Consider the following 25,340-nt stretch of genomic DNA (forward strand, 5'->3'; position numbering starts at 1 on the left):
GGGAAACAAATTCAGGGTCGAGGTGAAATGATGTATACCATGTTCCATCGAAGAGATTTGGCGCTGCCGCCTGCGATTGGGCGATTGACCGAGCTGGCTTTCAACCTGTGGTTCAGCTGGAACGACGAGGCCAAGGCGCTGTTCGCGGCGATCGAGCCGAAGCTGTGGGACCAGTTCCGGCACAATCCCGTGCGCTTGCTGACGGAAACGGATGCGGCCGTGCTGAAGGAGCGGTCGGAGGATGAAGCTTTCCTGCAGCGATACCGTGACGTGATGGCCGAGTGGGACGCTTACCGCGAAGCGGAGACATGGTTTCAGAGGGAATACCCGCAGTACGCCCGCCAGGCGATCGCTTATTTCTCGGCGGAATTCGGCTTTCATGAATCGCTTCCGATTTATTCGGGAGGGCTTGGCGTGCTGGCCGGCGACCACTGCAAATCCGCCAGCGATTTGGGCGTACCGCTCGTCGGCATAGGTTTGCTTTACAAGAAGGGATACTTTGATCAAAAGCTCGATACGGAAGGAGGGCAGCTGGCCGAAAACATCGCCTACGACTTCAATAAGCTGCCGATCGTCCCCGCCTATGTTCCGGTGCTGGAAGGCCAAACGCCGGCCGCAGGCGAAGGGGATGGCGTGCCTCCGCTGCGGGAATTGACGGTTGACGTGCCGTTGGCCGACCGGACCGTCCGCTTGAAGGTATGGCAGGTGCAGGTCGGCCGCGTGCCGGTCTATTTGCTCGACGCCGACCTGGAGGAAAACAGCCCCTGGGACCGCGAGCTGACGGCGCAGCTGTACGGCGGGAACCAGGATATCCGGATTGCGCAGGAGGTGCTGCTTGGCGTCGGGGGTGTCAAAGCGCTGCGGGCGCTGGGGATTCCGACCGGCACGTTCCATATCAACGAAGGGCATGCGGCGTTTCTATCGTTCGAGCGGCTCCGGGAGCAGCTCGACAAAGGGCTGCCGTTTCACGTCGCGCTGGAAGTCATCCGCGCCAGCACCGTCTTTACGACGCATACGCCGGTACCGGCCGGACACGATGCGTTCCCGCTCCCGATGTTCGAATATTATTTCAGCCGCCTGTTCGCCGATTATCCGTCCGCGCGGCGGGAATGGACCCAGCTTGGACTCGACGAACCGAAGCAGCTGTTCAACATGACCTACCTGGCCTTGAACACCTCCGCGCTGCGCAACGGAGTCAGCAAGCTGCACGGCCACGTGTCGCGCGAGATGTTCCGGGCGTTCCACGGCGGCATCGACATCCCGGAAGTGCCGATCGGGCATGTAACGAACGGCGTCCACCTGCACACATGGCTCGCTCCCGAGCTCAAGGAGCTGTTCGGACGCTTTTTGCCGGGAACTTGGCTGAGCCATCAAGCCAATAAAGACGTGTGGAAGACCGTCGATCTGGTGCCAAGCGAATCGCTCTGGTCCGTTCATATGGAGCTGAAGCAGCGGATGATCCGGCTTGCCCGCGCCAACCTGCGCGAGCAGCGCCGCCGCAACAGCCTGCCTGCGGACCGGATCGAGGAGGTCCGGGATTACTTGTCCCCGGAGGCGCTGACCATCGGCTTCGCCCGGCGGTTCGCGACCTATAAACGGGCCAATCTCATCTTCAACGATTTGGAACGGCTGGACCGCCTGGTGAACGATCCGAACCGGCCGGTGCAGTTCGTGTTCGCGGGCAAGGCGCACCCGGCCGACCGGCCGGGACAGGAGCTGATCCGTGAGATCTACAGGGTATCCGAGATGGACCGGTTCCGCGGCAAAATCGTGCTGCTCGAAAATTACGACATGAACATGGCGCGCCATCTGGTGCAAGGGGTGGACGTGTGGCTCAACAACCCGCGGCGGCCGTACGAGGCGAGCGGCACCAGCGGCCAAAAAGCGGCGATGAACGGCGTCATCAACTTCAGCGTGCTGGACGGCTGGTGGGAGGAAGGCTACGACGGCGCCAACGGCTGGAGCATCGAAGCGAGCGACGGGGCGGATGCCGGTACGCAGGAGCGCGAGAACACCGAATCGATCTACCGGCTGCTGGAAACGGAGATCGTGCCGCTCTATTACAATCAGCGCCCGCTGCCCGCCCAATGGGTCGCCCGGATGAAGCGCTCGATCCGCACCTTGGCGCCGGTATACAATTCCGACCGCATGGTCATGGAATATGTGAACGAATTTTACGTCCCCGCCTTGACGCGGACCCAGCATTTCGTAGCCAACCGCTATGACGAAGCGACCAAAGTCGCCGATTACAAAAGGTTTATCCGGAAAAACTGGCACCACGTCCGCGTCGCCGAGCTGAACGATCCTCCGGCCCATGCGAATGCGACCTCCCCCAAGGAGGTCACGGCCACGGTGAAATTCGGACCGGTCTGGTATAAAGATACGGCGGTCGAGATCGTCTTTTACGAGGAAAAAGCGGACCGCTGGGACCCGGTGACCGTAACGATGGAGCCTGTACGCGAGCTTGGAGACAATACCGTGCTGTACCGGGCATCCATTCCGCCCCATCTCCAGCACGGCCCCCATTACAGCGTGCGCGTGTATCCGGTGAGCGCGAACTTCGCCCGCCGCTTCGAGCTGCCGCTGGTTACGACCTTTTAGCGGAACGCCGGGTCAAGTCTCGATCCAGCCTTTGTTTTGGGCGATCGCCACGGCATCGATCCGGTTTTTCGCTTCGAGCTTCTGCATAATTTCCGAGATGTAGTTGCGCACCGTGCCCTGGGATAAAAATAAGGCGCCGGAAATTTCGCCCACGGTCAATCCTTGAGCCAAGTGCCGCAAAATATCCTGCTCCCGCTCCGTGAGCGGGTTTTCTTGTTCCCACATCGAGTAGGCGAGCTCGGGACTGACGACCCGGCCGCCCGCATGAATGGTGCGCAGAGCGCCGGCCAGCTCGGATACGGGAGCGTCCTTCAGCAGATATCCCTGCACCCCAGCTTTGATCGCTCGTTGAAAGTAGCCGGTCCGGGCAAAGGTCGTCACGATAACGACCCGGCACCGGCTGCCCTCCGCTTTCAAGCGCTCGGCCACGTCGAGTCCGCTGAGCACCGGCATTTCAATGTCCATGACGCAAAGATCGGGGTCCAGGCTCAAAATAAGCCGCAGCGCCTCTTCCCCGTCCCCGGCTTGACCGACGACCTCGATATCTTCTTCCATCGACAGCAGCGTGCTCATCGCGCCCCGCAGCATGCCCTGGTCTTCCGCAATGATGATTTTCATCGATTTCCCTCCGTTTGCTGCCGTTTAACAACGTTCGGAACAGTAATGGTCAACGCCGTTCCCGTCTCCTCCCGCTTGGAGAACTCCAGCGTCCCTTCAATGAGCGACAGCCTTTCCTTCATGCCCAGCAGGCCGCTTCCCGCCTGTCCGAGCTTGCTTCCCGCTCCGTCGATCCCGATGCCGTCGTCGTGCACCTTAAGCACATAAGTCCCGGCATTCTCAATCAGCTCGACCTTGCAACGCTTCGCCCTGCTGTGCTTGACCACATTGGTCACGGCTTCCCGCAAGCACATGCTCAAGATGTTCATGACGACAGGGGTCGTCCGAAGCCGCTCCGCATCCCCCGCCGTCTCGAAGCCGATCCCGGCCGAGCTCAAAATTCGCCCCGCATGCCGCAGCTCGTCCGCAAGATGAACCGAGCGCATATCGGAGATCAGCTCCCGGACCTGCTTCAGCACGGTTCTCGACGTCGTCTGGATATCCTTCGCTTCCCGCACCGCCCGTTCGGGATCGTGCGGGATAAGCCGCTCTACCAGCTCGCCCTTCAGCGTAATCAAAGACAACGTGTGGCCGAGCGTGTCGTGCAGGTCTCTGGCAATCCGCTGGCGCTCCTCGTTTTTGATCAGCCGCTCGATCTCGTCGTTCGCATACCGCAGCTGCTTGCGCAGCTCTTCCGCCTTCCGGTGGGAGTTCATGGCAAAGGGCAGCACGGCAAGAATGATCAGGCTGGGAATAAAATCGAGATGCACCGCCTCGCCCGCTTTTTCGTAAAACAAATACATTACCAAAACGAAAGCGATCACCATGTACGCAACGGAAAACGCCACTTTGCGGACGGTTGGAAGCATGCCGACCGCCATAATGCAGTAGAAGCCGAAATATAAAAAAGAGGGGTTGTACAGGTACCCCAAAACGGCAACGGAGGTAATCTGGATCAACGCATAGGCGAAGCGCCTGTCCGTGTTCCAAAGCCCCTGCCGGAAGGCAAGCGCCAGGATGGCGACAGCCACATATCCGATCCACGCTTCGCGGAAAGGCAGCTGCAGCAAGAAATAGACAGGGACCGTCATGTTGATGACCCAAATCAAGCCGAAATGCTTAAGATTGTCCGGAAACAACCGGAATGGCAAACGCAGCTTCATTTACACCGCTTCCTGTTTTTTAGCGAGATAAGAAGATAGTATCACAAACACGATCAAATACGCAGCCAAAACAGCCACGCTCGTCCATTCGGGCAGGCGGCCGGCAATCAGCGACCAGGTGCCGTTTCCGAAATTGTAGGAGGGCGTCCACGCGGCAATGGTTTTCATGAACGGCGGCATCGCATCGACAGGCAGCCATAGGCCGCCGATCAGCGACAGGCCGACTTGCAGCAAACTGGCGATCACTTGGGCAAGCTCCGCCTTTTTGACCATGCCGACAAGCGTGCCGAGCGCAAGGAACGTCAGCGAGCCGATCAGAAGCCATAAGCCGCAGCCGACCCATTGCGCCATGCTGAGCCGCACCCCTTTGATCAAGCCGCCCGCCAAAAACAGGACGACGATAATCGCCGTATTCACCAGCGACATGGAGACGATTTTGGCGCCGACGTACGCGCCGGAAGGCAGCGGCGTCACATGGAGACAGCGCACCCAGCCCTGCGCCCGCTCCTGGGACATGCGGACTCCGAGCGTATTAATGCTGACGGACAGCAGACCGAAGGCCGTCATCGACATGAGATAGTACGTCTTCCAGGCGATACCGCCCATATCGGCATCTCCCCCGCCGGAATTCGTAAAAATAAGATAAAACAGCATCGGAAATCCGATGGAAAACAAAACGACCTTTTTGTTGCGAAGCGAGCGCAAGAGCTCTGCCTTGCATTGGGCAATAAACATGTTCATATCCGTAGTCCTCCTGTGCTTTCGGGTGCTTTAGTCCATTGTTTTCGTTTCCGGCGGGCCGACCAGCGATTGAAAAGCGTCTTCCAGCCCGCCCTTGTGCGTTTCGATATCTTGAATGTCCAGACCGCTGCGAATCAAGGCATACAGCAGGCCGTCCGTATCTCTGCCATACAGCTTCACGCGGCTGCCGGTCCACTGCAAGTCAGTGACGCCGGGGAGATCAAGCAGCTCGCTCGTCATGACATTCGCTCCGGCCGTGAAAGACACGTGCCGGCTGCCGGCGCTTTCCTTAATCTCGGCCAGCGTTCCGTCGGCGACGATTTTCCCTTGATTGACCACAACGACCCGGTCGGCGATGCTGTCGGCTTCCTCCAGATAGTGGGTCGTCAAAATAATCGTCCGTCCGCTGCCGGCAAAGGAGCGGATCATCCGCCAAAACAGCTGCCTCGACGTCACGTCCATCCCCACCGTCGGTTCGTCCAGGAAAATCAGCTCCGGGTCGCCGGCCATCGCCAGCGCGAAGCCCAGACGCCGCTTCTGTCCCCCGGACAGCGAAGTGGCGTACTTGTCCCGGTCGGCTTCGAGTCCGGACATTCGCAGCAGCTCTCCGGTCGATAACGGGTTGGAATAATAGCTGCGGAACAGATTGATCGTCTCCTCCACCTTCAGGCTGTCGATCACGCTTACCTCCTGCAGTATGGCGCCGATCCGGTTGCGGACGGCCCGATCCCGCGGACTGCCGCCCATCAACCGCACGGTGCCGGCCGTGGGAGCGGTCAGTCCCAACATCATGTTGACGGTCGTCGATTTGCCCGCGCCGTTAGGTCCGAGCAGCGCGACGATGCTTCCTTCCCCGATATGCAGCGTCATGTCGTCCACGGCTTTTTTGTCCCGGTATTGCTTGGTTACATGTTCGAGTTCGATCGCGTGCTTCATGATTTCATCACCTTTGTCTGTTCGGGATCACTTCCTTGGTTAAATCATATAATGCCGGGGTCCGGCGCTGTAGTTATTCGTATCATCTCTTTCGGGTGATAAATATCATCCGGTGTACAAAACGGCGCAAATTCATAGAGCCTGCTCTCCGACGGAAGTCAGGGAACAGGCTCTCGCGCACAAAGCCGGTAAGACGCTTAATCGAGCTCGGGCTACGCGCTTCGGCATTGTGTTATTTTACATTATTGATTATTATGGATGTAAACGGTAATGAAAGTTTCAGAAAATCATACCGTGTGGTGATCACTGATGAACTGGACCTTGGCCTTGGCAAACGAAACGGTTGTTTTCCCCAGAAGCTGCAGTCTCATCGTCGTAGGCGAAACCAAAGAGGGCTCGCCCTTTTGCTACGAGGACAGCTTTACGCTTCTCAAGGCTTCCGCGGAGGATATGACGGTCACGCTGGATGCCGCATCGATCCATCCGCTGGAGAAGCTGCATCATGTATGCTTTATTGAATTTTCTTTCCGCGAGCAGGGCATTCTTTATTATGCTTTGGTTGATCTGCTGCATTTGGAAACAAAGCGCAATGTATGCACGTTAACCTTAACCGCGCCGCTGGAGCTGAAGCTGTCGCAGAAAAGGCGCCATCCGCGTATTGCTCTGCCTACCCGCACGCCGGTCACCTCCCGGATCGTCGGGGTCCGGGAGCAAATATCGCATCAGAACGTGGCGTTTACGGGACAAATTCTGGATTTGTCCGGCGGGGGGATGGCGTTTATGACGTCGACCCGCGTATTTTGCCCGCTCGAATTGGAATTATCTTTTGTTCTTCCCGGCATTGCCCAGAAGATTACGGTCTATGGGGAAATCGTGCGCGTAGCCCATTTCAGCAGCGATGCTTACCGGGTCGCCGTTCGGTTCCATCGTGTTCCGGACAGCACTGCCGCGCTTATGGAGGAGTATTGCTCCGCTTCGGGAGCCGACAGCTGACGAAGCGGATAGTTATAGGAGGATAACCGGTTGAAATACAATGTGATACACCGCGGCGATGACATCTCTATCCAATTGATGCACAGGTTTCACGAATTGATCCGTCAGTACGGGCTCATTCACGAAGAGGCGTCCCCCGATATCGTACTGTCTATTGGCGGCGACGGGACGCTGCTTCATGCGTTTCATCAATATAAGGACCAGCTCGATCACATTGCATTTACCGGAATTCACACCGGAAGACTCGGTTTTTTTGCCGACTGGAAGCCGGATGAAGTCGAGCTGCTTGCCCAGCTGATGGGCGAGAGCGCCAATCAAAACGACCTGCGCGCCGTCAAATATCCCTTGGTCGAGATCCAGATTACGACACCTCAGGGGATCGAAACGGAGCTTGCGCTGAACGAATTTACGCTCAAAGGCGTCGACGCCACGCTGGTCGCCCAGCTTCATATTAACGACGAGCTGCTCGAGACGTTCCGCGGCGACGGCATCTGCATCTCCACGCCGTCGGGAAGCACCGCCTACAACAAAAGCCTGGGCGGCGCCATCGTGCATCCATCGCTCGACGCCATTCAGATTGCGGAGATCGCTTCGATCAACAACCGCGTATTCCGCACGCTGGGTTCGCCGATCCTGCTGCCGAAGCATCACCACTGCGATATTTATCCGCGCGAGAACCAAAATATTTTGCTGTCGCTCGATCACTTGTACATGCAGCGCAACGATATCATCTCGATCCGCAGCCTGGTCGCCGCCGGCAAAAAGGTCAAGTTCGCCCGCTTCCGCCCGTTTCCGTTCTGGAGCCGCGTACGCGAAGCGTTCATTGGATATGACATGGTCTAGTCGTGCCGCACTTGGCGCAAAAAGACCCGATGCCCCGCCCTCCCCGCGCGTTCGCAGGGAGACGGGAGCACCGGGTCTTTATTTGTCGTTAACGAAGGTCGTCGAACCTGCGGCAGCTTACGCTTCCACGCGGGACGATTCCGGCTTCGGCTTCGGCGGATTATGGGAGGGCTGTCCGCTTTTCGGCTTGGACCCCTGCCCCTGCTGCCTGTTCTGGCCTTGGCCTTGATGCCGTCCCCCTGGTCTTCCCTCGCCCTGCCGCCCGGAACCGTGCTGCGGTTTGGACTGGCTTTGGCCGCCGGATTGCTGGCCTTGCCCATGCCGGGAACCATACGTCTTGCCGGACGGGTTATGCCGATGATGCTGGGGCGCCGGCGTCCGGGGGGCCGCCTGAACGGCGGTCTCCTCCTGCTGGCGGACGGAAGCTTCGGCCGTTACAGCGGGCTGCGCGTCTTGTTCCGCTCCTGCGCCTGCCTCCGCTGCCGGTCTATCCTCGTAGAAGTCCCCCGGTCCGCCGGTCGGCTCTACGCCGCTCTTGTTCGGCACCTTCTCAAGGATGAAATAGGCGCAGCCAAAATTGCAGTACTCGTTCAAATAATCCTGAAGCGTAGAGATCATGCTGTCCTTCGTCGCTTTCGGATGGTTGTCCTTAAAAAAACCGCGCAGCCGGAGCTGGCTGTAGCCCCAGTCGCCCACAATGTAATCGTACCGCTCCAGCACCTCGCTGTACCGATCGCGGAACGCCTCGAAACGCCAGCCGTTCTTATGGTCAACGACCACTTCGTACGTTTTGCCCGCAATATGAATCACCGTATCAGCCTCCCCGAGTTTTACGACTGCTTCGCCGATTGGACCTGTTCATGCGCATGATACGAGCTGCGTACGAGCGGACCGGACTCCACGTGGCTGAACCCGCGCTTCAATCCCTCCTGCTTCAGCTCTGCGAATTGCTCCGGCGTATAGTACTTGGATACCGGCAAATGCTTGAGCGAAGGCTGCAAGTATTGGCCGATCGTCATAATGGAGCAATCGACGGCGCGCAAGTCGTCCATCGTCTGCAAAATTTCGTCCCACGTCTCGCCAACGCCGAGCATGATGCTCGATTTCGTCGGAATCGAAGGGGCGATCCGCTTGGAGCGCTCAAGCAGCTCCAGCGAACGGCGGTATTTGGCCCTGGCCCGCACCTTGTCGGACAGCCGCTCCACCGTTTCCACGTTGTGGTTCAAAATATCGGGCTTCGCATCGAGCACGGTGCGAAGCGCTTCCTCGTCCCCTTGAAAATCGGGAATAAGCACCTCGACACCGGCTAGCGGCAGACGCCCCCGGATCGCCCGGATCGTCGCGGCGAACACGGAAGCCCCGCCGTCCTTCAGATCGTCCCGCGCGACGGAAGTGACGACGACATGCCGCAGCCCCATCTGCTCGGACGCCTCCGCGACGCGCTCCGGCTCCTGCAAATCCAGCTCCGTCGGCATCCCGGTATTCACGGCGCAGAACCGGCAGGCCCGCGTACAGATGTCGCCCAAAATCATAAAGGTGGCGGTCCGGGCCGCCCAGCACTCATGGATGTTCGGGCACTTCGCTTCCTCGCATACCGTGTGCAGCGTTTTGCCGCGCATCATGTTTTTCAGCTCTTTGTAGTTGTCTCCCGTCGTCAGCTTGATTTTCAGCCAGTCGGGCTTGCGTTCTATTTGATGAGTCGCCATGGTTGCACTCCTGTTCCGCAACAAGCTTCTTCTTGCGCTTGGATTTGAAGCTATTATATCACGAATAGGCCAACAATCCACTTTCGAAATTACTTTGGGTTTGGAAATATGGTACACTGAAGAAAGGTTTTTGGGAGCAGGAGGTTCGAGCATTCACGATGATGAACATCGACAACATACTTAAGCTGGTGCAATCCGGCGATCTCGATATCGCCGAAGCCAAACGGCTGCTGGAGGAAGGGCTATCCGGGGCGCATACCGCCTTGGCCGGAAGAACGCCGGAGCAGCGGGCAAACGATAGAAGAGTGAACGATGCAAGCGCAGACGCCGGGGAGAAATCGGCCGAAGAAACGCCGATACGCCGCAAGGCTTCCTTCCCGCCGCTGTCGGAAGACGCCGTTGACGACAGTCTCGGCTACGCGCAGCTGGATCTGAGCCGTCCGGCGCGGACCGGCTTCCCCGAGGTCATCTACGGGGAAAGCAAATCGGCGGAGCAAATCGCCGCGATCTTCGAGCGGCTGGCCGCCCATACGGACCGCGTGCTGGCGACGCGCGTCGATGCGGATAAAGCCGCCTATGTCGCGGGGCGCATCCCGGGGGTGAAGCATCACCCCGAGGCGCGGGCGCTGACCTGGCTGCGGAGCGGCGAAGCCGTCCCGGACGACGGAAGCTACATCGCCGTTGTCTGCGCAGGCACGTCGGACGTGCCTGTCGCAGAGGAAGCCGCCGTGACGGCCGAGTGCCTGGGCTCCCGCGTGGAGCGCGTCTACGACGTCGGCGTGGCCGGCATTCACCGGCTGTTCCGTCGGCTCCCGGTCATCCGGGGAGCGAGCGCGGTCGTGGTCGTCGCCGGGATGGAAGGGGCGCTCGCCAGCGTCCTGGGCGGCCTGGTGGCCGTACCGGTCATTGCCGTACCGACGAGCATCGGCTACGGTGCCAGCTTTCAAGGCGTCGCCGCGCTGTTATCCATGCTTAACGCCTGTGCGCCCGGCATTTCCGTCGTCAACATCGACAACGGCTTCGGCGCCGGATATAACGCCGCACTAATCCACCAAAACGGGACAAAGAGGGATGAAAAGTGAAAATCTTGTATTTGGACTGCTTCTCCGGAATCAGCGGCGATATGACGCTTGGCGCGCTTGTCGACGCCGGCGCAGACCGTCACTATATCGAAGAAGAGCTGCGCAAAATTCAGATCGAGCCGTTCACGCTGGAGTGGAGACGCGTGAACAAGCGCGGCATATCCGCGCTGAAGCTCGACGTCGTGCTCGATCCGCATACGCCGCCGGCGCACCATCGCCATTACTCGGAAATCGTGGAGATGATTCACCGTGCCGGCTTCAATGAGCGCGTCGTCAAGCTGAGCCTCGCGATTTTCGAGAAGATCGGGGTAGCGGAAGCGAAAATCCATAACATTCCGATCGAACGCGTTCATTTCCACGAAGTAGGCGCGATTGATTCGATTGTCGATGTCATCGGTGTGGCTTTGGCCATCGATTCGCTGGAGATCGAGAAAATTTTGTCCTCGGCCGTACCTCTCGGCTCCGGCACGGTGCATTGCGATCATGGCATTTATCCGGTGCCAGCCCCGGCTACGCTGGAAATGATGAGAGGGCTTCCCATCGCGCCGACCTCGTATTCGCTGGAGATGACGACGCCGACAGGCGCGGGCATTGTCTCCGGACTCGTCGACGAATTCGCCAAAGGCCTTCCGCCGATGATCGTGGAGTCGATCGGATACGGGGCAGGAACGCGCGATTTGCCGAATCAGCCCAACGTGCTGCGCGTCGTCGTCGGGCAAGCCGATCCCTACTTGAACAAGTGGCAGGTTCACCACGAGGAGTTCTCGCACGAGCACGTTCACGGACATCATCAGCCGGAGCACCATCATCACGGGCATTCGCACGAGCACGAGCACGGGCACCATCATCATGGGCATTCGCACGAGCATGAGCACGGGCACCATCATCATGGGCCTTCGCACGAGCAGGAGCACGGGCACCATCATCACGAACGTTCGCACGAGCATGAGCACGGGCACGAAAAACATGCCCATGACGATCACGCGCACGAGGAGGATCACCCCCACGTGCATCACAAGCATGACAATGACGGTCCGAACCATACTTGCATACGGCAATAGGTTCATCGAGCGGCTATTCCCTCCGGGAAAGGGCCGCTTTTCGTTTCAAACGGACGGCTTCCGCCGGCAGCTCCGCAAGGGCTGCTTCGAGAGATCCGTCCGTTTGCTTGTTTAACCGCGGTCCCGCTCCATAAACCGCCGCCGCACCTCGTCGTACACTTGCTTGAGCGGCACGCCGTGCGTTTTGGCCGCCTGCTCGCATTCCTTAAACTCCGGGGCGAACTGGACGAGCTGTCCTTGGTGGAACCCCGCTTTTACCTGAATGGGCCCCCAAGGCGTATCGACCTTGTGAAGCTCTCTTCCCAAGCGGTGGCAAGAGGCCCGCAAGTAACGCAAGCCAAGCGTCGTCGTTTCCCGGAAAATAACGTCCTCCATTCGCTTCGCGCCCTCATCGTCGGTAAGTACGTTCAGCATGACGCCGGGACGTCCTTTTTTCATAATAATCGGAATCCAGTATACGTCGTTGGCCCCCTGCTCCAGCAGCAGGTCGGTCACGTACGAGCAGTATTCCGGATTCATGTCGTCGATATTGGCCTGCAAAATGAGCATGCGGTCATCTACATGCTCTTCCCGGTGATCAAACGGCATCCGGCATCCCCCCACGTCTCCATCATATCAAACCGGACAAGGGATAAAAAGGCAGCCGTCCGCACATGCTACAGTTAAAAGAACCCAGCGTATCGATACCCGAACGAAGGAGGCAGCTATATCGTATGGCAGCATTCCCAGCACGAGCGTTAACCGCGGCGGCTCTGTGTGCCGCGCTCCTCGTTGGTCCGGTAGAGGGAGGACTGGCAAACCGGGGGTTCGCCCATGCTCCTGCAACCAAGACTCCTGCATTGTCGAAGGCAAGCAAGACGGCGAATGGAATGAAAGCCGTGTTCGCCGAGCGCAAGGATCTGTTCGACAAAGTCAGTGCGGTTACCGGCATTCCCTGGCACTATTTGGCAGCGGTAGATCAATATGAGCGGACGATCAACCTGGCTAAAAAGCGCCCGGCACCTGACGGAATGATTGCCATTTATTTTACCGATCTGCAGTGGGGGGGCATACTTAACCCCGATCACGAGGATAAAAATGTGAAGAGCATTCAATGGTTCGGAGGAATCGGCAGGGACGGCTCGGGGGATGGCTTGGCAGACCGGATGAACGATCTTGACCGGCTGTATTCGATGGCGGCTAACCTGCTCAAAAAAGGGAGCGCCGAGGAAGACCTTCGAATCGGACTCTGGGACTATTATCAGAATACCCGGAGCGTCGAGCGGATTCAGCAATTCGCCCGGATCTATGCCCATTTCGATACGCTCGATTTGCACGAGCACTGCTTCGTGATGCCGCTTGGCGCCGATTATTCCTACCGCAGCACATGGGGCGCCAGCCGCGGCTGGGGCGGGTACCGCATCCACGAAGGAACCGACATCTTCGCCGGCCACGGCGTTCCGGTGCGCAGCGCCGCTTACGGCGTCGTCGAAGTGATGGGCTGGAATCCGTACGGCGGCTGGCGCATCGGGATCCGCGATTTAAACAACGTGTATCATTATTACGCACATTTGTCGGGCTTTAACAAAAAAGAAGTGAAGCAGGGCAGTATCGTGAAGCCCGGCCAAGTGGTCGGTTGGGTCGGCAGCTCCGGCTATGGCAAGCCCGGCACGTCCGGTAAGTTCCCGCCCCATCTGCATTACGGGTTGTACCGGGACAATGGGCTGACGGAATGGTCGTTCGATCCCTACCCCCATTTGCGCAAATGGGAGCGGGAAGAACGCATGCGGCGCAAGACGCCGGCATCGTAACGGAGCTTCCTTCTGCCCGGGACGGTATCTATTTGCCATTAATCCGGTGCGAGAACGCGGAAGCTTCCGCGAATCCCGTACCGGATTTATTTTGCTTTGGGCTCGGCGGACGTCCCCTGGCTTCGCGCTTCCGACGCGTCCGGCTTTGCCGCCGGAACGCTTACATTCGGCAGCGAGATGCCCGGGGGCAGCGGCCCCGACTGGCCGACGGGATTGCCACGGCCGTCGAAGTAATAGGTAGGCACATCCCCGACCACCAGCGAGTAGGAAACGGGCAGTTCCGTTTCCACCACTTCCGGTGCGGAATCGAACGGAATAATGACCGTCATTTCGACCGTCACATGAACGTATACCTCCACCAAAATCATATTGATGCCGGCGCTCTGATAGCGCGTATTCAGCTCCACCTTGGCCGTGCCCGCAGGCACGAGCCGGATCGGAACATTCGGCCCGAACGAAGCGAGTAGCGGCGAATGCATCGCCTGACCGAGCGGAATATGCTCGGGAACGGAGCCTACGGCTTCCAACTGCTTGGTCACAATATTGACCGTATCGGCGGTAATCCGGCTGTGCTCCGCATAATTCAGCATGAAGCCGGTAATTTTGCCGTTGTTGTCGGTACGCCAATCGATCAGCTTCTCGAAATTGGTGTTTTGCGCCATCCGGTCCGCGATCGCCGAATTGATCGCTTCCGTCGCGATTTGTTTCACGCGCACCCGCGCTAAATGCACCAGCGGTTCCTTTAAATTTCGCTCGACGTACAAATAAGCCTGCATGCAGAGAAGCAGCAGAACGACGAGCACGATCAACAGCGTGCGCTTCAGCTTGCTTTTGCCCGAGGGACTGCTTCTCCATCTGCGCCTCAGCACCGCGGCTCCCCCTTCCCCGGCCTGTACGGCCCGTCTGTTACAGCCTATGCGGGACGGCCGGGAAAAAGACGGAGCGGAGGGCAACGAACTGCGCGGCGTCTCATCTACTAAATCGTGATAAGCAAAAAGAAGAGCATAAAAAACCGTCTTTCGCAGGGAAAGACGGCCGAAAAAAGAGCCTCGGGGCTTTACGGCTTGATGCGGAGCAGCCGCATGCCGTTGGCGATCACGATCAGCGAGCTGCCGGTATCGGCAAGCACCGCCAGCCAGAGCGTCGAAGCTCCGAAGAAAATGAGTGCAAGAAAGACCGCCTTTACAAGCAGGGAAAAGGCGATATTTTGCTTAATGATCCGCAGCGCGCGGCGGCTTAGCTGCACCGTGTACGCCAGTTTGGACAGATCGTCCGCCATGAGGGCGACATCGGCCGTTTCAAGCGCCGTGTCGGTACCGGCCGCCCCCATCGCGATGCCTACGGTGGCGGTAGCCAGCGCAGGCGCATCGTTGACGCCGTCCCCTACCATCGCGACATGCCCGTGCTCGGTCATCAGCTCGCGGACGGCGGTTACTTTATCCTGGGGCAGCAGCTCGGCGCGGTAGGCGATCCCCCCCAGCTTGGAGGCGGTCGCCTCCGCCGTTCCCCGGTTGTCGCCGGTCAACATCACCGCTTGACGGATGCCTGCGGCGCGAAGCTGCTCCAATGCCGTGCGGCTGTTCGGACGAAGCTCGTCGGAGGCTGCGAAAACGGCCCACGGCTCCTTCTCGGTCCCCAGCACCATAACGGTGTTCCCTTGGCTTTCCAGGCGCTGCAGCTCTCCCTGCAGCGGTTCCAGGGAAATACCCAGCTCTTGGACGAACCACCGGGGACTGCCGATAAAGAATAGGCTGCCTCCGACTTGTGCTTTGGCTCCCCGTCCCGGAACGGCGGCAAAATCCGCGATATCCGCAAGCGGCACGCCTTCCCGCTTCGCTTTTCTGACGATCGCCTCGCCGACGGGGTGCCCTGACCGCGCCTCGATTCCTCCTGCGATCGTCAGCACCTCTTCTGCGGTTCTTCCTCCCAGCGGAATGCATTCCGTCACCTCGGGAACACCGGCCGTCAACGTGCCGGTCTTGTCAAAGGCGACGGCCTCTACGGCGCCGAGCCGTTCCAAATAGGCGCCGCCCTTGATCAATACGCCGTGTCTTGCCGCATTGCCGATGGCCGATACGATGCTCACAGGCGTAGAAATGACCAAGGCGCACGGGCAAGATACGACGAGCATCATCAGCGCGCGGTAAAACCACGGCTCGAACGGCTGGCCGAACGCCAGCGCGGGAATCACCGCAATGCCAAGCGCAATCAGGAGAACAGCCGGGGTATAGTACTTGGCGAACGCGTCGATGAACCGCTGCGACGGCGCTTTCTGCGCCTGAGCGTCCTCGACCATGCGGATGATGCGGGACAGCGTGTTGTCTTCCACGCGCCGGGTCACCCGGATTTCCAGCGCTCCTTCCCCGTTGATCGTGCCGGCGAACGCTTCGCTGCCCGTTTCCTTGAGCACCGGAACGGATTCGCCCGTAATCGGAGCTTGATTCACCGACGAAGTCCCCTGGATGACCATCCCGTCCATGGCGATTTTTTCGCCGGGCTTCACGAGCAGAATATCCCCGACTTCGATCTGCCCCGTCGGCAGCTTCATCTCGCTGCCTTGCCTGCGGACCAGCGCTTCCTTGGGCGACAAATCCATCAATCCGCGGATCGACCTGCGGGTCCGGTCCATCGTGTAGGCTTCGAGCGTCTCGCCGAGCGAAAAAAGCACTACGACGGCAGCCCCTTCCTCCCACTGCCCGATGCAACCGGCGCCGATCGCGGCTACGGTCATGAGCAGATCCATGCCGATCGTCCCCGACTTGAGCCCGTAGATGCCGGTACGCGCGATGCGGAAGCCGCCGATCACCATGGCCGCGGCGTACAGCAGCGTAACGACCGGCTCCGGCGCAGCGCCGGTTAAGGCGAGCATCCAAGCAAACAAAAATACCGCTCCGGACACCGCCGTCGGCACCGCTTTTTTGTTGCGCTTCCAGAACGGCTGCTCTTCATGGGTCCCGCGTGGCATACCGTTGTCGGCGATGGCCGTGTAGCCCGCCTGCCTTACCGTCTGCATGACGGCTTGCCCGGCCGTCCCGTCGTGGATGACGGTCATTTTGGCGGCCCCGTAATTGACCGAAGCGATCCGGACGGCCGCCAGCGCCCCAACCCGCTTCTCCAGCTTCCGCGCGCAATCCGCGCAATCCATTCCTTCGATGCGGTACATGCTGGATATCGCTCCCGCCGCCGCGGCCAGGGCGGCGTTGGCCGCATCCTCCGTCTCGCTTCCGCAGCCGCAGGCGCCGTGATCGTGGCTATGACTATGGCTGTGGTCATGATCGTGATGATCCGCGCATCCGCAAGCGTCATGGTGATGACCGTGATCGTAAACGTCGCCGTGATTGTCCTTGTGATCGTGACCATGCGTGTGATCGTGGCTGTGTTCGTGTCCGCACCCGGCATCATGCGTGTGCTTAAGCTCCTGGTCGCGCCGGGGATCGCCGTTTCCACAAACGTCGGGCTTGCTGCTGCGCGACGCTTCGGCACCGCAGCAGGATGGTTTGCCGGACATATCTCCATCTCCTCTATACAACACATGATTAATTGTTCATACGTTTATTACCATCTTATGTCATCCGTTGGAGATCTGTCAACCGTCGTCCCGCCCTTATTTTGAAGCAACGATCAAAAGAAAACATAAAAAGCAGGAGGATCCCCCCCTGCTTTACTATGCTCCCCTATCGCTAGCCGTGCTTGACGTGCTGCAGCATTTGCACGAAAATTTGCTCGATGTGCTCGTCGTCGAGCGAGTAGAACACCGTTTTCCCTACCTTGCGCCGCTTCACGATACGTAAATTGCGCAAATAGCGAAGCTGATGCGAAATCGCGGACTGCCCCATCTCCAGCACAAGCGTCAGGTCGTGCACGCAGAGCTCTTTTTGCAGCAGCGTATATATGATCTTCACCCGCGTCGGGTCGCCCAGCGCTTTAAATACGTCCGCCAGTCCGGCCGCCGTCGCTTCCGGGATCAGACTCTCCTTCAAATCGTCGATCTGAGAGGTGCCTTCACAGGTCTCATCGCATTGATCTTGCAGCACTTTTTCCAAGACACAACACCGCCTTCATCCTAATCAAGCTTATCCGTTGATCCCATTATAACAGAAAACCGAACGGGTTGCCGGATCTCCTCCGGTCTTAATTATAATAATTACAATTTATTGATGAGACGCGGCGGTCCTGCTCGCGAACTCCCGTCCTTCCGAATTGCAGGAAGGCGGGAAATTGGGCATTGTGCCGTTGCACTCCCCTTGACTCACCTCTCTATCTGTTATATATATAGTATAACAGTTATAACTACACACTTACACACTTGGGGGAAGAGGACATGAGCAAACGATGGAATCGCAGCATGCAACAATTGGCCGTCGGTTCGCTGCTAGCGGCGACGATCGTCCAACCGGTACACGCCTTGGCCGAAAGCGCGCCGGCGGAGCAGACGAGCACCCAAGCCTCCGCGGCAGCCAAGGGGGCCGATGCCGGCTTTTCAAGCGCACTCGCACGGATGGTCCCGCTGCGGGCCGTCGCCGAAGCCATTGGCGCGGGAGTCGAATGGGACGCCGAAAACAGGCTGGTTACCGTCACCCGCGGCATCGTCAAGCTCTCCGTAAAAATCGGCGAACGGAACGCAAAAGTCGATGATTCCACAACGATCTCCATGACGGAGGAAGCCGCTATCGTTAACGATACGACGCTGATTCCGCTGGAGACGATCCGGGAAGCCTTTCAAGTCTCCATCGATTGGGACGACGTTAACGGGCTGACCGTCGATCCTTCCGATGTGACGGCAGCGGGGAGCCATTTCGTTTCCCTGCTGCAAAACGGTCAATTTCAAGCGGCAAGCCTGATGCTGAGCGACAAGCTGCGGGCGCGGCTGCCGGAAGCGAAGCTTGCAGGGTACTGGACCGGCAATACCGGCATCTTGGGGGCGCCGAAACGGCTCCTATCGCTCAAGCGGGAAATCACGGCGGTCCATCGCAACGCCTTGCTCGGCTATATGACGGATAAATCGACGCCGCTGGGCATCGCCGTCCGGTTCGACGCGAACGGCAAAATCGACGACATTTTCCTGCCGCTACCTCCCGCAGGCGATTACCGCAAGCCGGAGTACGACAAGCCGGAGCTTTATTCAGAGGAGGAGGTGACGGTCGGCGAAGGCGAAGCGCCGCTTCCCGGCACGCTGACGCTGCCGAAGGGCGAAGGGCCGTTCCCTGCGGTCGTGCTCGTTCACGGCTCCGGGCCGAACGATCGCGACGAAGCGCTCGGCAGCTATAAGCTGTTCCGTGATCTGGCCGTCGGTCTGGCCGCCAAAAACATCGCCGTGCTGCGCTACGAGAAGCGGACGCGGGTACACACGCTCAAGAGCTCGTTCGATCCGGCTTTTACCGTCAAGGAAGAAACGGTTGACGATGCGGTCGACGCAGTACGCGCGCTGGAAAAAGACCGCCGTATCGATGCGAAGCGCATCTTTGTCCTTGGTCACAGCCAAGGCGGAATGCTGGTCCCGGCCATCATCGAGTCCGATACGCAGAAAAACATTGCCGGAGCGATTGTCATGGCCGGCCCTTCCCGGCCGTTAGAGGACATTATTCTGGAGCAAAATAAACAAGCGCTCGCCTGGGCGAAGGAAGCGGGACAGCCGACCGAAGGGCTGGAGCGGCAGGTCAAAGCGATGGAGCAGCAAGTCGCTCTTTTGAAAGACCCGCAATATTCCGCGTCGAACGTACCGAATGATTTTGCGCTGGGCAGTCCGGTCTGGTGGTTCGACTTCCGGAACTATCGGGGCGGCGAAATCGCCAAGCGTCAATCGACGCCGCTCCTCGTCCTGCAGGGCGACAACGATTTTCAAGTGACCGCAAGCAATCTGGACGGCTGGACATCCGCCCTGTCTGCGCGCCGGGACGTCGTTTCCAAGCTTTATCCGAAGCTGAACCACTATTTCGTCGAGTCCGACCTTCCTTCCACCGGTAAGGAATACGCCCTTCCCGGCAACGTGCCGTCCTACGTGATTGACGATATCGCCGGATGGCTGACAGGCAAAAACTAATTTCGAGGACGGACTCCGGAGTTAACCCCGGAACCCCAAGGTGCGAGGAGATTCCATGATTATTAAATTGGATTTACAATCGGAGACTCCCATTTATGCCCAGCTGATGAATCAGATTCTCGAAGGCATCGCGAGCGGCGCCCTGAAGCCCGGCGAGGCGCTTCCGTCCGTGCGCAGTCTCGCTTCGGATATCGGTATCAATCTGCATACCGTGAATAAGGCCTACACGCTCCTGAAGCAGGAAGGCTTCATTCAAATTCACCGCCAAAAAGGGGTGGTCGTCCAACCGGACGGCATGCCCCAGGTAACCGAAGCGTATAAACATAAATTGCGCGAGCAGTTGTCGCCGATCGCCGCCGAAGCCATATGCCGCGGAATGCGCGAGGAGGAACTGCTCGGGCTTATCCACAGCATTTTCAGCGGAATCAAAGGTAACGGGAACTAAGGAGGGGGCTACATGCATATTGGAATCGCTTTGCTGGTTGCGGCCATTTTTGTGCCGGTCATTGTGATGCTGGCCGGCTTGCCGTATTTTACAAGAACGACGAATCACTTCGGCGTATCGATCGATTCGCGGCATTATCACGATCCCGAGCTGCAATCCATGCGCCGCCGCTATGCTTGGTGGAACGGGGCGATCGGAGCCGTTCTTCTCATCGTTCTGCTTTTCGGCATCCAGCGGACGGACGAGACGCAGCAGGGGCTGTTCATCATCGGATTTTCGCTCGCGCTTATTACGGTGTCGACGGTAAGCTTTCTCGTCTACTACAACAAAATGAAGCAGTGGAAGGCCGCGCGTCCCGCGGAGAACGCCAGCGCCCGGTTCATTGCCGTCGACACCTCGTTTCGGAGCCGGAAAACGACGTATTCCGATTGGTGGTACCTGATTCATCTGGCCTTCGTCGTCCTGTGCGCCTGTATTGCTTTGTGGCATTACGACCGGCTTCCGGACACTCTCGTGACACGGTATGATATGCAGGGCAACCCGACAGAAACCCAGCCGAAAACGTATTGGAACGTCTTTTTCCCGAACGTGATTCAGCTGGTCCAGATCTTCATCTTCGCGTCCATCAATACGGTGATCCGCAAAAGCAAGCAGCAGATCGACGCGAGTGCGCCCGAGCAATCCCGCGAGCAGAACATCCGGTTCCGCCGGATCTGGTCTCTCGTGATCATGGTCATGGGCTTCTTGATGCTCGTGCTGTTCTCGTTCATCCAGTTTTTCTTGCTGTTCCCTTTTGACGGCTCGGTACTCGTCACCGTCTCGATCACGATACCGGCATTGACGCTGATTCTGGTTCTCGCGGTCTCGTTCATTACCGGGCAAGGCGGGAGCCGGCTCGGCGGGTCAAGCGCAACGGGCGAAAAGCCAGTGCTTGGCGCAGCCGACGACGACAAGTATTGGAAGCTGGGAGCGTTCTACTATAACCCCGACGATCCTTCGCTGTTTATCGAGAAGCGGGTCGGCATCGGCTGGACCATCAACGCAGCCCGGCCGCTGGCCTGGGTCGTTATGCTGGCGCCGCTTGCGCTGGTCGGAATGATCCTCGTCATCGCGGCCATCAAAGGCTGAGCACAGACGGCGCGTTTTGAAATGCCGGTTAGACGGTGTAACGGACTTCGAGTTAAATGGCACGGCACGGCGGCAATCCCTCCTCCGGAGGCGGTTTGCCGCCGTTTGTGTTTCAGAGCCCCCGCGCACTGCACGGCTTGACAATCGCGAAGCTTCGACTATAATTTTGAGTAAATACTCAAATTTCAAGAAGGAAGGGCGGATGATGGCATGGCGAGAGGCGAAAAGAACGATCCCGAGTTGAAAAAACAAAAAATCGTCACGGCGGCCCTCCGCCTTTTTTCCGGGAAAGGCTACCATGCGACAACGACCAAGGAGATCGCAGAGGAAAGCGGCGTAACGGAAGGCTTAATCTTCTACTACTTCGGCGGCAAGCGCAAGCTGCTCATGCATATCGTCCACAGCTTCTCCTTCGCGCTGCTGGCGCAGGACGGCTCGGAGCGGTGGAAGCGGCTGCCGCTGGACGAAGCGCTGGTCCAATACGGATGCCGGTACCTGCAATTTTTGAAGGAGAACCGGGAATACCTGCTGCTGATTTGGTCCCCGGAGATGATGCGGGATACGGCGGTTTCTCAGGAAGTGCTCCGGCTCATCGGAAGCATCGGCGCCTCCGGCAGCAGCATTTTGAAGCAGGGAACCCCCGTTGGATTCATAAGCGAGCAGACCTATCACGCTGCCGCTACGATGCTTAACGCGTCGATTCTGCTTTATTTCGCGCTGCATTCCCGCTTCGGCGGCGAGATGGCCCTGCTGGGCGATGAAGAAGCTTACATTCGCCAACTGGTCGGTCTGCTGCTCCACGGCCTTTACAAGGTTGATGCGTAATGCGCTCTATCGAAAGGCCAAATTTTTTTTACGCAATTTTTGAGTGATTACTCAATTCTGACTCCATCTTAGAAGCAAAATAAAGGAGGAACCGCACATGCTTGCTTTTCTGAACGACTGGATTTCCCTGCACCTCTTGATCTGGCTCCTGCCGGTCGCCTTCTTCCTTCATGACGGCGAGGAAATCGCCGCCGTGGAACGCTGGATACGGCCGCGCAAGCACACGCTATCCCCGTTGATACAGCGGGCGCTGAACTGGGACAAAAGCATTACCGTTCAATTCGCGACAGCGGTCACGCTGATCGGATCGCTCATCTGCCTTGGGACGGGCATTGCCGCGGCAGCCGTGCAGGACGGCGGGAAGCTGGGCCCCGTCTTCGTCGGCATGGTGGCGGTCATGCTGCTGGACGGCATCAAGCATGTCATCTTATCGCTAGAGAAGCGGTGCTACACCGTCGGGGCCGTAACGGCGGCGCTGGTGGAAATTCCGTACGCCTCTTACGCCCTTTACCGCTTTTATGAGGCGGACCTGGTAGAGACATCCGCCCTGTGGCTCGGCATCGCCATCGTCCTCCCACTCGTATTTCTTCTGATCGGTATCGGGTTTACGCTCGGCCGGTGGATCGCGCCCTACCGCAAGCCCGCAGCAGGGCCGGGCCGCCGTATGTAAGAGGAGGCCCGGCTGCAGAACCGTGGAACGCTCCGTTCGGTCCAGCCGCTGCCGTCTCTCCCGAACGAGTCGTGCAAGCCTCCCGCGCTTCAGGCAGGATCATGCGCATATTTTCAGAAAACAAGTCAAATAATGGATATGTCGCAAACAGTTTATACTGCTGGGAGGAAAAGCGCAATGAAGGATCATCATCCGAACGGAACCTCGGTTGAAGGCGCCGGAGGATCGCTGGACGGGCGGCGCTCGCCGGGCGAGACCGATACGACGCTGACGGATCGTCAGGGCCATCCTATTACGGATAACCAGAACATCCGAACCGTGGGCAGTCGCGGACCGTCCACACTCGAAAACTATCATTTTCTCGAGAAGATCTCGCATTTCGACCGCGAACGCATTCCCGAGAGGGTCGTTCATGCCCGCGGCGCGGGCGCTCACGGCTATTTCGAGGCCTACGGCAAAGTCGGAGACGAGCCGGTCGCGAAGTACACGCGGGCGAGGCTGTTTCAGGAAGCCGGCAAACGGACGCCCGTCTTCGTCCGCTTCTCCACCGTCGTTCACGGCGGGCATTCGCCGGAGACGCTTCGCGATCCCCGCGGATTCGCGACCAAGTTTTATACGGAGGACGGGAACTGGGATTTGGTCGGGAACAACCTGAAAATCTTTTTCATCCGCGACCCTCTCAAGTTTCCCGACATGGTGCATTCGTTCCGCCCGGACCCCGTGACGAATCTGAACGACCCGGAGCGCATGTTCGATTTTCTCGCGGGCACGCCGGAAGCGACCCATATGGTGACCTTCGTCTTCTCTCCTTGGGGAATTCCGGCGAATTACAGACAGATGCAGGGGTCCGGCGTCAATACGTACAAATGGGTCAACGCCGAAGGCGAGGCGGTGCTGGTCAAGTATCATTGGGAACCGCTGAAGCAGGGCATCAAAAATTTGACCCAGCGCGAAGCCGAGGAAATTCAAGCGAAAAACTACAGCCATGCGACCCAGGACTTGTACGAGGCGATCGAGCGCGGCGATTTCCCGGAATGGGAGCTCTGCGTCCAAATCTTAAGCGATGACGAGCATCCCGAGCTCGACTTCGATCCGCTGGACCCGACGAAGCTGTGGGACCAGGAGCGCTTTCCCTTTTTGCCGGTCGGAAAAATGGTGCTGAACCGGAATCCCGAGAACTACTTCGCAGAGGTCGAACAGGCGGCCTTCGGTACGGGCGTCTTGGTGGACGGCCTGGATTTCTCCGATGACAAGCTGCTGCAGGGACGAACGTTTTCCTATTCGGATACGCAGCGCCACCGGGTCGGCACCAACTACCTCCAGCTTCCGATCAACGCGCCCAAGAAGCACGTCGCCACCAATCAGCGCGACGGACAAATGACCTACTACGTGGATCGCGCCGAAGGGCAAAGTCCGCACGTGAACTACGAGCCCTCGCTGCTGGACGGGCTGACCGAAGCGAAGCCGCAGGGCAAAGACCACGAGCCCGCTTATCAGGCGAAGCTCGTGCGGCAGAAGATCGACCGGACGAACGATTTCAAGCAGGCGGGAGAAACGTACCGGAAATTCGAGGATTGGGAACGCGACGAATTGATCCGCAATCTGGTCGCTGCGCTTCAAGTGTGCCGGCCTCCGGTCCGCGAGCGGATGATCGGCTATTTTACGCAAGCCGATCCCGAGTATGGGCGGCGCGTTGCGGAAGGATTGGCCCAGGCGGACGCCGGTTCGCCGCATCTCGGATCCGTTTCCGCGCAGCAAGGCGCAGACCTGGCGGAGCGGATGGGGCAGAAAACGGACGGTTACTGACCCGTCTCCGGCTTCATCTGGCAATACAGCCCGTCATGGTCTGTCCATTCGGCGTACAGCACCTCCTGCGGCCGCCCGATTCCTGCGGCCTGCAGCTCGCCGAGCAGCCACGACTCGTCGCGGCCCAGAGCTTCGAGCCTTTGCCGCTGGATGCGTCCGTTCTCGATCAGAATGGCCGGCAGGGAAACCGGAACGTCAGGCAGGCGCAGATCCTTCCGCGTCACGCTTTCCGCGTCGGATCGTTTCATCACGCTGATGCTGCCGTTCGTCTCGAACACGGCGAAAGCGACTTCCCGTACGGAAAAGACGTTCTGCTCCCGGAGCATCGTGAGCAATTGATCGAAATCGAGATTGTTGCGCTTCATCGCCTGCCAATCGATTCGGCCGTTGTCGATAATGAGATCGGCCGTTCCGTTCAGCGGCTTGGACAGCCATGGGACGAACTGCACGAGCTTCTCCAGCGCGAGCGACATCACGGTCCACAGCGCGAGCGCATAAAGAAGCTGCTCCAGCCCGACGTCGCGGTCATACAGCGTATTGCCGACAATTTCGCTAAGCATTAACGAGGAGACGAAGTCGAATGCGGTAAGCTGGGAAATTTCCTTTTTGCCGAGCAGCCTCGTAATGACCCACAGCCCTGCAAGTCCGGCCGCCAGCTTGACGGTAATATAAGCAAAATCCGCCATAAAAAGCCCTCCTTCGGAAAAGGAAGATGTGTCCTTCCTTACCCTGGGAGGGCATCGCTTGAACCCGTAGAATCACCCGTTAAGCCATTTGAAGAACCAATGCAAGACGGCCAGAGACACGATAATCGCCAAGTAACGAAGCTTCCGGGGCATGCGAATCCACAGCTTCAGCAAGCGCATGCCGTCCCCCTGCCCCGTTCTTTTGCTCATCCCGCCGCACCATCCCC

The 25,340-nt window shown here is 58.7% G+C and carries 24 protein-coding genes; 12 read left to right on the top strand and 12 right to left on the bottom strand.

All coding sequences use genetic code 11. The features are described 5' to 3' along the window. Positions 1-39 precede the first annotated feature (39 nt). A complete protein-coding gene (gene glgP / locus PEH01S_RS07265) occupies positions 40-2,601 on the top strand; it encodes an alpha-glucan family phosphorylase (protein WP_164827716.1) in 2,562 nt (853 codons plus the stop codon). Positions 2,602-2,613: 12 nt separating this feature from the next. Here glgP and PEH01S_RS07270 read toward each other — a convergent pair whose 3' ends face one another. Genes PEH01S_RS07270 through PEH01S_RS07285 form a run of 4 tightly spaced genes read right to left on the bottom strand, consistent with a single transcriptional unit; the run spans position 2,614 to position 6,038 of the window. After that, positions 2,614-3,219 carry a response regulator transcription factor gene (locus PEH01S_RS07270; protein WP_127484543.1) on the bottom strand — a complete coding sequence of 202 codons (606 nt, stop codon included), beginning with the start codon at positions 3,217-3,219 and terminating at the stop codon, positions 2,614-2,616. Next, entirely contained in the window at positions 3,216-4,361 is a 1,146-nt protein-coding gene (locus PEH01S_RS07275) for a sensor histidine kinase (RefSeq protein WP_025849912.1), read from the bottom strand. The genes PEH01S_RS07270 and PEH01S_RS07275 overlap by 4 nt, the downstream gene beginning before the upstream one ends. Further along, entirely contained in the window at positions 4,362-5,102 is a 741-nt protein-coding gene (locus tag PEH01S_RS07280) for an ABC transporter permease (protein ID WP_127484545.1), read from the bottom strand. It lies immediately after the preceding gene. A 30-nt stretch (positions 5,103-5,132) separates the two neighbouring features. Next, positions 5,133-6,038, bottom strand: coding sequence for an ABC transporter ATP-binding protein (locus PEH01S_RS07285; RefSeq protein WP_127484547.1), 906 nt, complete (start codon positions 6,036-6,038; stop codon positions 5,133-5,135). Between the two features lie 309 nt (positions 6,039-6,347). Between PEH01S_RS07285 and PEH01S_RS07290 the strand changes: the two genes are divergently transcribed. Together PEH01S_RS07290 and PEH01S_RS07295 are read left to right on the top strand one after the other, a co-directional pair. Beyond that, positions 6,348-7,031, top strand: coding sequence for a flagellar brake protein (locus PEH01S_RS07290; RefSeq protein ID WP_025849909.1), 684 nt, complete (start codon positions 6,348-6,350; stop codon positions 7,029-7,031). Between the two features lie 30 nt (positions 7,032-7,061). Further along, positions 7,062-7,874 carry an NAD kinase gene (locus tag PEH01S_RS07295; protein ID WP_025849908.1) on the top strand — a complete coding sequence of 271 codons (813 nt, stop codon included), beginning with the start codon at positions 7,062-7,064 and terminating at the stop codon, positions 7,872-7,874. Between the two features lie 117 nt (positions 7,875-7,991). Here the strand turns inward: PEH01S_RS07295 and PEH01S_RS07300 are convergent, their stop codons facing one another. Then, positions 7,992-8,684 (bottom strand): YutD family protein, encoded by a 693-nt coding sequence (locus tag PEH01S_RS07300; protein ID WP_127484549.1) that lies wholly within the window; start codon positions 8,682-8,684, stop codon positions 7,992-7,994. 20 nt (positions 8,685-8,704) lie between these two features. Beyond that, on the bottom strand, positions 8,705-9,580 hold the full coding sequence (lipA, locus tag PEH01S_RS07305) for a lipoyl synthase (RefSeq protein WP_025849907.1): 876 nt from the start codon (positions 9,578-9,580) through the stop codon (positions 8,705-8,707). Between the two features lie 158 nt (positions 9,581-9,738). On the opposite strand from lipA, the gene larB reads away from it, so the two are divergent. Together larB and larC are read left to right on the top strand one after the other, a co-directional pair. Continuing rightward, positions 9,739-10,662, top strand: a complete 924-nt coding sequence (gene larB, locus PEH01S_RS07310; protein ID WP_127484551.1) for a nickel pincer cofactor biosynthesis protein LarB — start codon at positions 9,739-9,741, stop codon at positions 10,660-10,662. Continuing rightward, positions 10,659-11,723, top strand: a complete 1,065-nt coding sequence (gene larC, locus PEH01S_RS07315) for a nickel pincer cofactor biosynthesis protein LarC (RefSeq protein WP_025849905.1) — start codon at positions 10,659-10,661, stop codon at positions 11,721-11,723. The genes larB and larC overlap by 4 nt, the downstream gene beginning before the upstream one ends. Positions 11,724-11,834: 111 nt before the next feature. Here larC and larC2 read toward each other — a convergent pair whose 3' ends face one another. Then, a complete protein-coding gene (larC2, locus tag PEH01S_RS07320) occupies positions 11,835-12,311 on the bottom strand; it encodes a nickel pincer cofactor biosynthesis protein LarC2 (RefSeq protein WP_127484553.1) in 477 nt (158 codons plus the stop codon). A 125-nt stretch (positions 12,312-12,436) separates the two neighbouring features. On the opposite strand from larC2, the gene PEH01S_RS07325 reads away from it, so the two are divergent. Continuing rightward, complete coding sequence (locus tag PEH01S_RS07325; protein ID WP_127484555.1) at positions 12,437-13,513, top strand: M23 family metallopeptidase; 1,077 nt, start codon at positions 12,437-12,439, stop codon at positions 13,511-13,513. Positions 13,514-13,599: 86 nt separating this feature from the next. Here PEH01S_RS07325 and yunB read toward each other — a convergent pair whose 3' ends face one another. The 3 genes from yunB to PEH01S_RS07340 form a co-directional block, all read right to left on the bottom strand. Beyond that, positions 13,600-14,382 (bottom strand): sporulation protein YunB, encoded by a 783-nt coding sequence (gene yunB / locus PEH01S_RS07330; protein WP_025849902.1) that lies wholly within the window; start codon positions 14,380-14,382, stop codon positions 13,600-13,602. A gap of 188 nt (positions 14,383-14,570) precedes the next feature. Further along, positions 14,571-16,676, bottom strand: a complete 2,106-nt coding sequence (locus PEH01S_RS07335; protein WP_127484600.1) for a heavy metal translocating P-type ATPase — start codon at positions 16,674-16,676, stop codon at positions 14,571-14,573. Positions 16,677-17,193: 517 nt separating this feature from the next. After that, positions 17,194-17,556, bottom strand: a complete 363-nt coding sequence (locus tag PEH01S_RS07340) for an ArsR/SmtB family transcription factor (RefSeq protein ID WP_025849900.1) — start codon at positions 17,554-17,556, stop codon at positions 17,194-17,196. 278 nt (positions 17,557-17,834) lie between these two features. Here PEH01S_RS07340 and PEH01S_RS07345 point away from each other — a divergent pair, with 278 nt between their 5' ends. From PEH01S_RS07345 to PEH01S_RS07370, 6 genes are all read left to right on the top strand, one after another. Next, positions 17,835-19,553, top strand: coding sequence for an alpha/beta fold hydrolase (locus PEH01S_RS07345; RefSeq protein ID WP_127484557.1), 1,719 nt, complete (start codon positions 17,835-17,837; stop codon positions 19,551-19,553). A 55-nt stretch (positions 19,554-19,608) separates the two neighbouring features. Beyond that, positions 19,609-19,998 carry a GntR family transcriptional regulator gene (locus tag PEH01S_RS07350; protein WP_127484559.1) on the top strand — a complete coding sequence of 130 codons (390 nt, stop codon included), beginning with the start codon at positions 19,609-19,611 and terminating at the stop codon, positions 19,996-19,998. A gap of 12 nt (positions 19,999-20,010) precedes the next feature. After that, positions 20,011-21,126 carry a DUF1648 domain-containing protein gene (locus PEH01S_RS07355; protein ID WP_127484561.1) on the top strand — a complete coding sequence of 372 codons (1,116 nt, stop codon included), beginning with the start codon at positions 20,011-20,013 and terminating at the stop codon, positions 21,124-21,126. Positions 21,127-21,336: 210 nt separating this feature from the next. Next, positions 21,337-21,951: a TetR/AcrR family transcriptional regulator gene (locus PEH01S_RS07360; RefSeq protein WP_127484563.1), complete on the top strand. Its 615-nt coding sequence runs from the start codon at positions 21,337-21,339 to the stop codon at positions 21,949-21,951. Positions 21,952-22,048: 97 nt separating this feature from the next. Beyond that, complete coding sequence (locus PEH01S_RS07365; protein ID WP_127484565.1) at positions 22,049-22,621, top strand: HXXEE domain-containing protein; 573 nt, start codon at positions 22,049-22,051, stop codon at positions 22,619-22,621. A 177-nt stretch (positions 22,622-22,798) separates the two neighbouring features. Then, positions 22,799-24,427 (top strand): catalase, encoded by a 1,629-nt coding sequence (locus tag PEH01S_RS07370; RefSeq protein ID WP_127484567.1) that lies wholly within the window; start codon positions 22,799-22,801, stop codon positions 24,425-24,427. Here the strand turns inward: PEH01S_RS07370 and PEH01S_RS07375 are convergent. Both PEH01S_RS07375 and PEH01S_RS34500 read right to left on the bottom strand, forming a co-directional pair. Further along, on the bottom strand, positions 24,421-25,113 hold the full coding sequence (locus tag PEH01S_RS07375; protein WP_127484570.1) for a DUF421 domain-containing protein: 693 nt from the start codon (positions 25,111-25,113) through the stop codon (positions 24,421-24,423). The genes PEH01S_RS07370 and PEH01S_RS07375 overlap by 7 nt on opposite strands. Before the next feature lie 72 nt (positions 25,114-25,185). Continuing rightward, positions 25,186-25,323, bottom strand: coding sequence for a hypothetical protein (locus PEH01S_RS34500; RefSeq protein WP_164827718.1), 138 nt, complete (start codon positions 25,321-25,323; stop codon positions 25,186-25,188). Positions 25,324-25,340: the final 17 nt, after the last annotated feature.

It is taken from the genome of Paenibacillus ehimensis NBRC 15659 (assembly GCF_004000785.1).
Classification (GTDB): Bacteria; Bacillota; Bacilli; order Paenibacillales; family NBRC-103111; genus Paenibacillus_G; species Paenibacillus_G ehimensis.

Bases quoted from the DNA above. Each gene is read 5' to 3' on its own strand.
- PEH01S_RS07325 (WP_127484555.1), top strand. From the start codon at position 12,437: ATGGCAGCATTCCCAGCACGAGCGTTAACCGCGGCGGCTCTGTGTGCC.
- PEH01S_RS07335 (WP_127484600.1), bottom strand. From the start codon at position 16,676: ATGTACCGCATCGAAGGAATGGATTGCGCGGATTGCGCGCGGAAGCTG.
- PEH01S_RS07290 (WP_025849909.1), top strand. From the start codon at position 6,348: ATGAACTGGACCTTGGCCTTGGCAAACGAAACGGTTGTTTTCCCCAGA.
- PEH01S_RS07360 (WP_127484563.1), top strand. From the start codon at position 21,337: ATGGCGAGAGGCGAAAAGAACGATCCCGAGTTGAAAAAACAAAAAATC.
- PEH01S_RS07355 (WP_127484561.1), top strand. From the start codon at position 20,011: ATGCATATTGGAATCGCTTTGCTGGTTGCGGCCATTTTTGTGCCGGTC.
- PEH01S_RS07365 (WP_127484565.1), top strand. From the start codon at position 22,049: ATGCTTGCTTTTCTGAACGACTGGATTTCCCTGCACCTCTTGATCTGG.
- PEH01S_RS07350 (WP_127484559.1), top strand. From the start codon at position 19,609: ATGATTATTAAATTGGATTTACAATCGGAGACTCCCATTTATGCCCAG.
- lipA (WP_025849907.1), bottom strand. From the start codon at position 9,580: ATGGCGACTCATCAAATAGAACGCAAGCCCGACTGGCTGAAAATCAAG.
- PEH01S_RS07345 (WP_127484557.1), top strand. From the start codon at position 17,835: ATGAGCAAACGATGGAATCGCAGCATGCAACAATTGGCCGTCGGTTCG.
- PEH01S_RS07285 (WP_127484547.1), bottom strand. From the start codon at position 6,038: ATGAAGCACGCGATCGAACTCGAACATGTAACCAAGCAATACCGGGAC.
- larC2 (WP_127484553.1), bottom strand. From the start codon at position 12,311: ATGCCGTTTGATCACCGGGAAGAGCATGTAGATGACCGCATGCTCATT.
- PEH01S_RS07370 (WP_127484567.1), top strand. From the start codon at position 22,799: ATGAAGGATCATCATCCGAACGGAACCTCGGTTGAAGGCGCCGGAGGA.
- glgP (WP_164827716.1), top strand. From the start codon at position 40: ATGTTCCATCGAAGAGATTTGGCGCTGCCGCCTGCGATTGGGCGATTG.
- PEH01S_RS07275 (WP_025849912.1), bottom strand. From the start codon at position 4,361: ATGAAGCTGCGTTTGCCATTCCGGTTGTTTCCGGACAATCTTAAGCAT.
- PEH01S_RS34500 (WP_164827718.1), bottom strand. From the start codon at position 25,323: ATGAGCAAAAGAACGGGGCAGGGGGACGGCATGCGCTTGCTGAAGCTG.
- larB (WP_127484551.1), top strand. From the start codon at position 9,739: ATGATGAACATCGACAACATACTTAAGCTGGTGCAATCCGGCGATCTC.
- PEH01S_RS07270 (WP_127484543.1), bottom strand. From the start codon at position 3,219: ATGAAAATCATCATTGCGGAAGACCAGGGCATGCTGCGGGGCGCGATG.
- PEH01S_RS07280 (WP_127484545.1), bottom strand. From the start codon at position 5,102: ATGAACATGTTTATTGCCCAATGCAAGGCAGAGCTCTTGCGCTCGCTT.
- PEH01S_RS07375 (WP_127484570.1), bottom strand. From the start codon at position 25,113: ATGGCGGATTTTGCTTATATTACCGTCAAGCTGGCGGCCGGACTTGCA.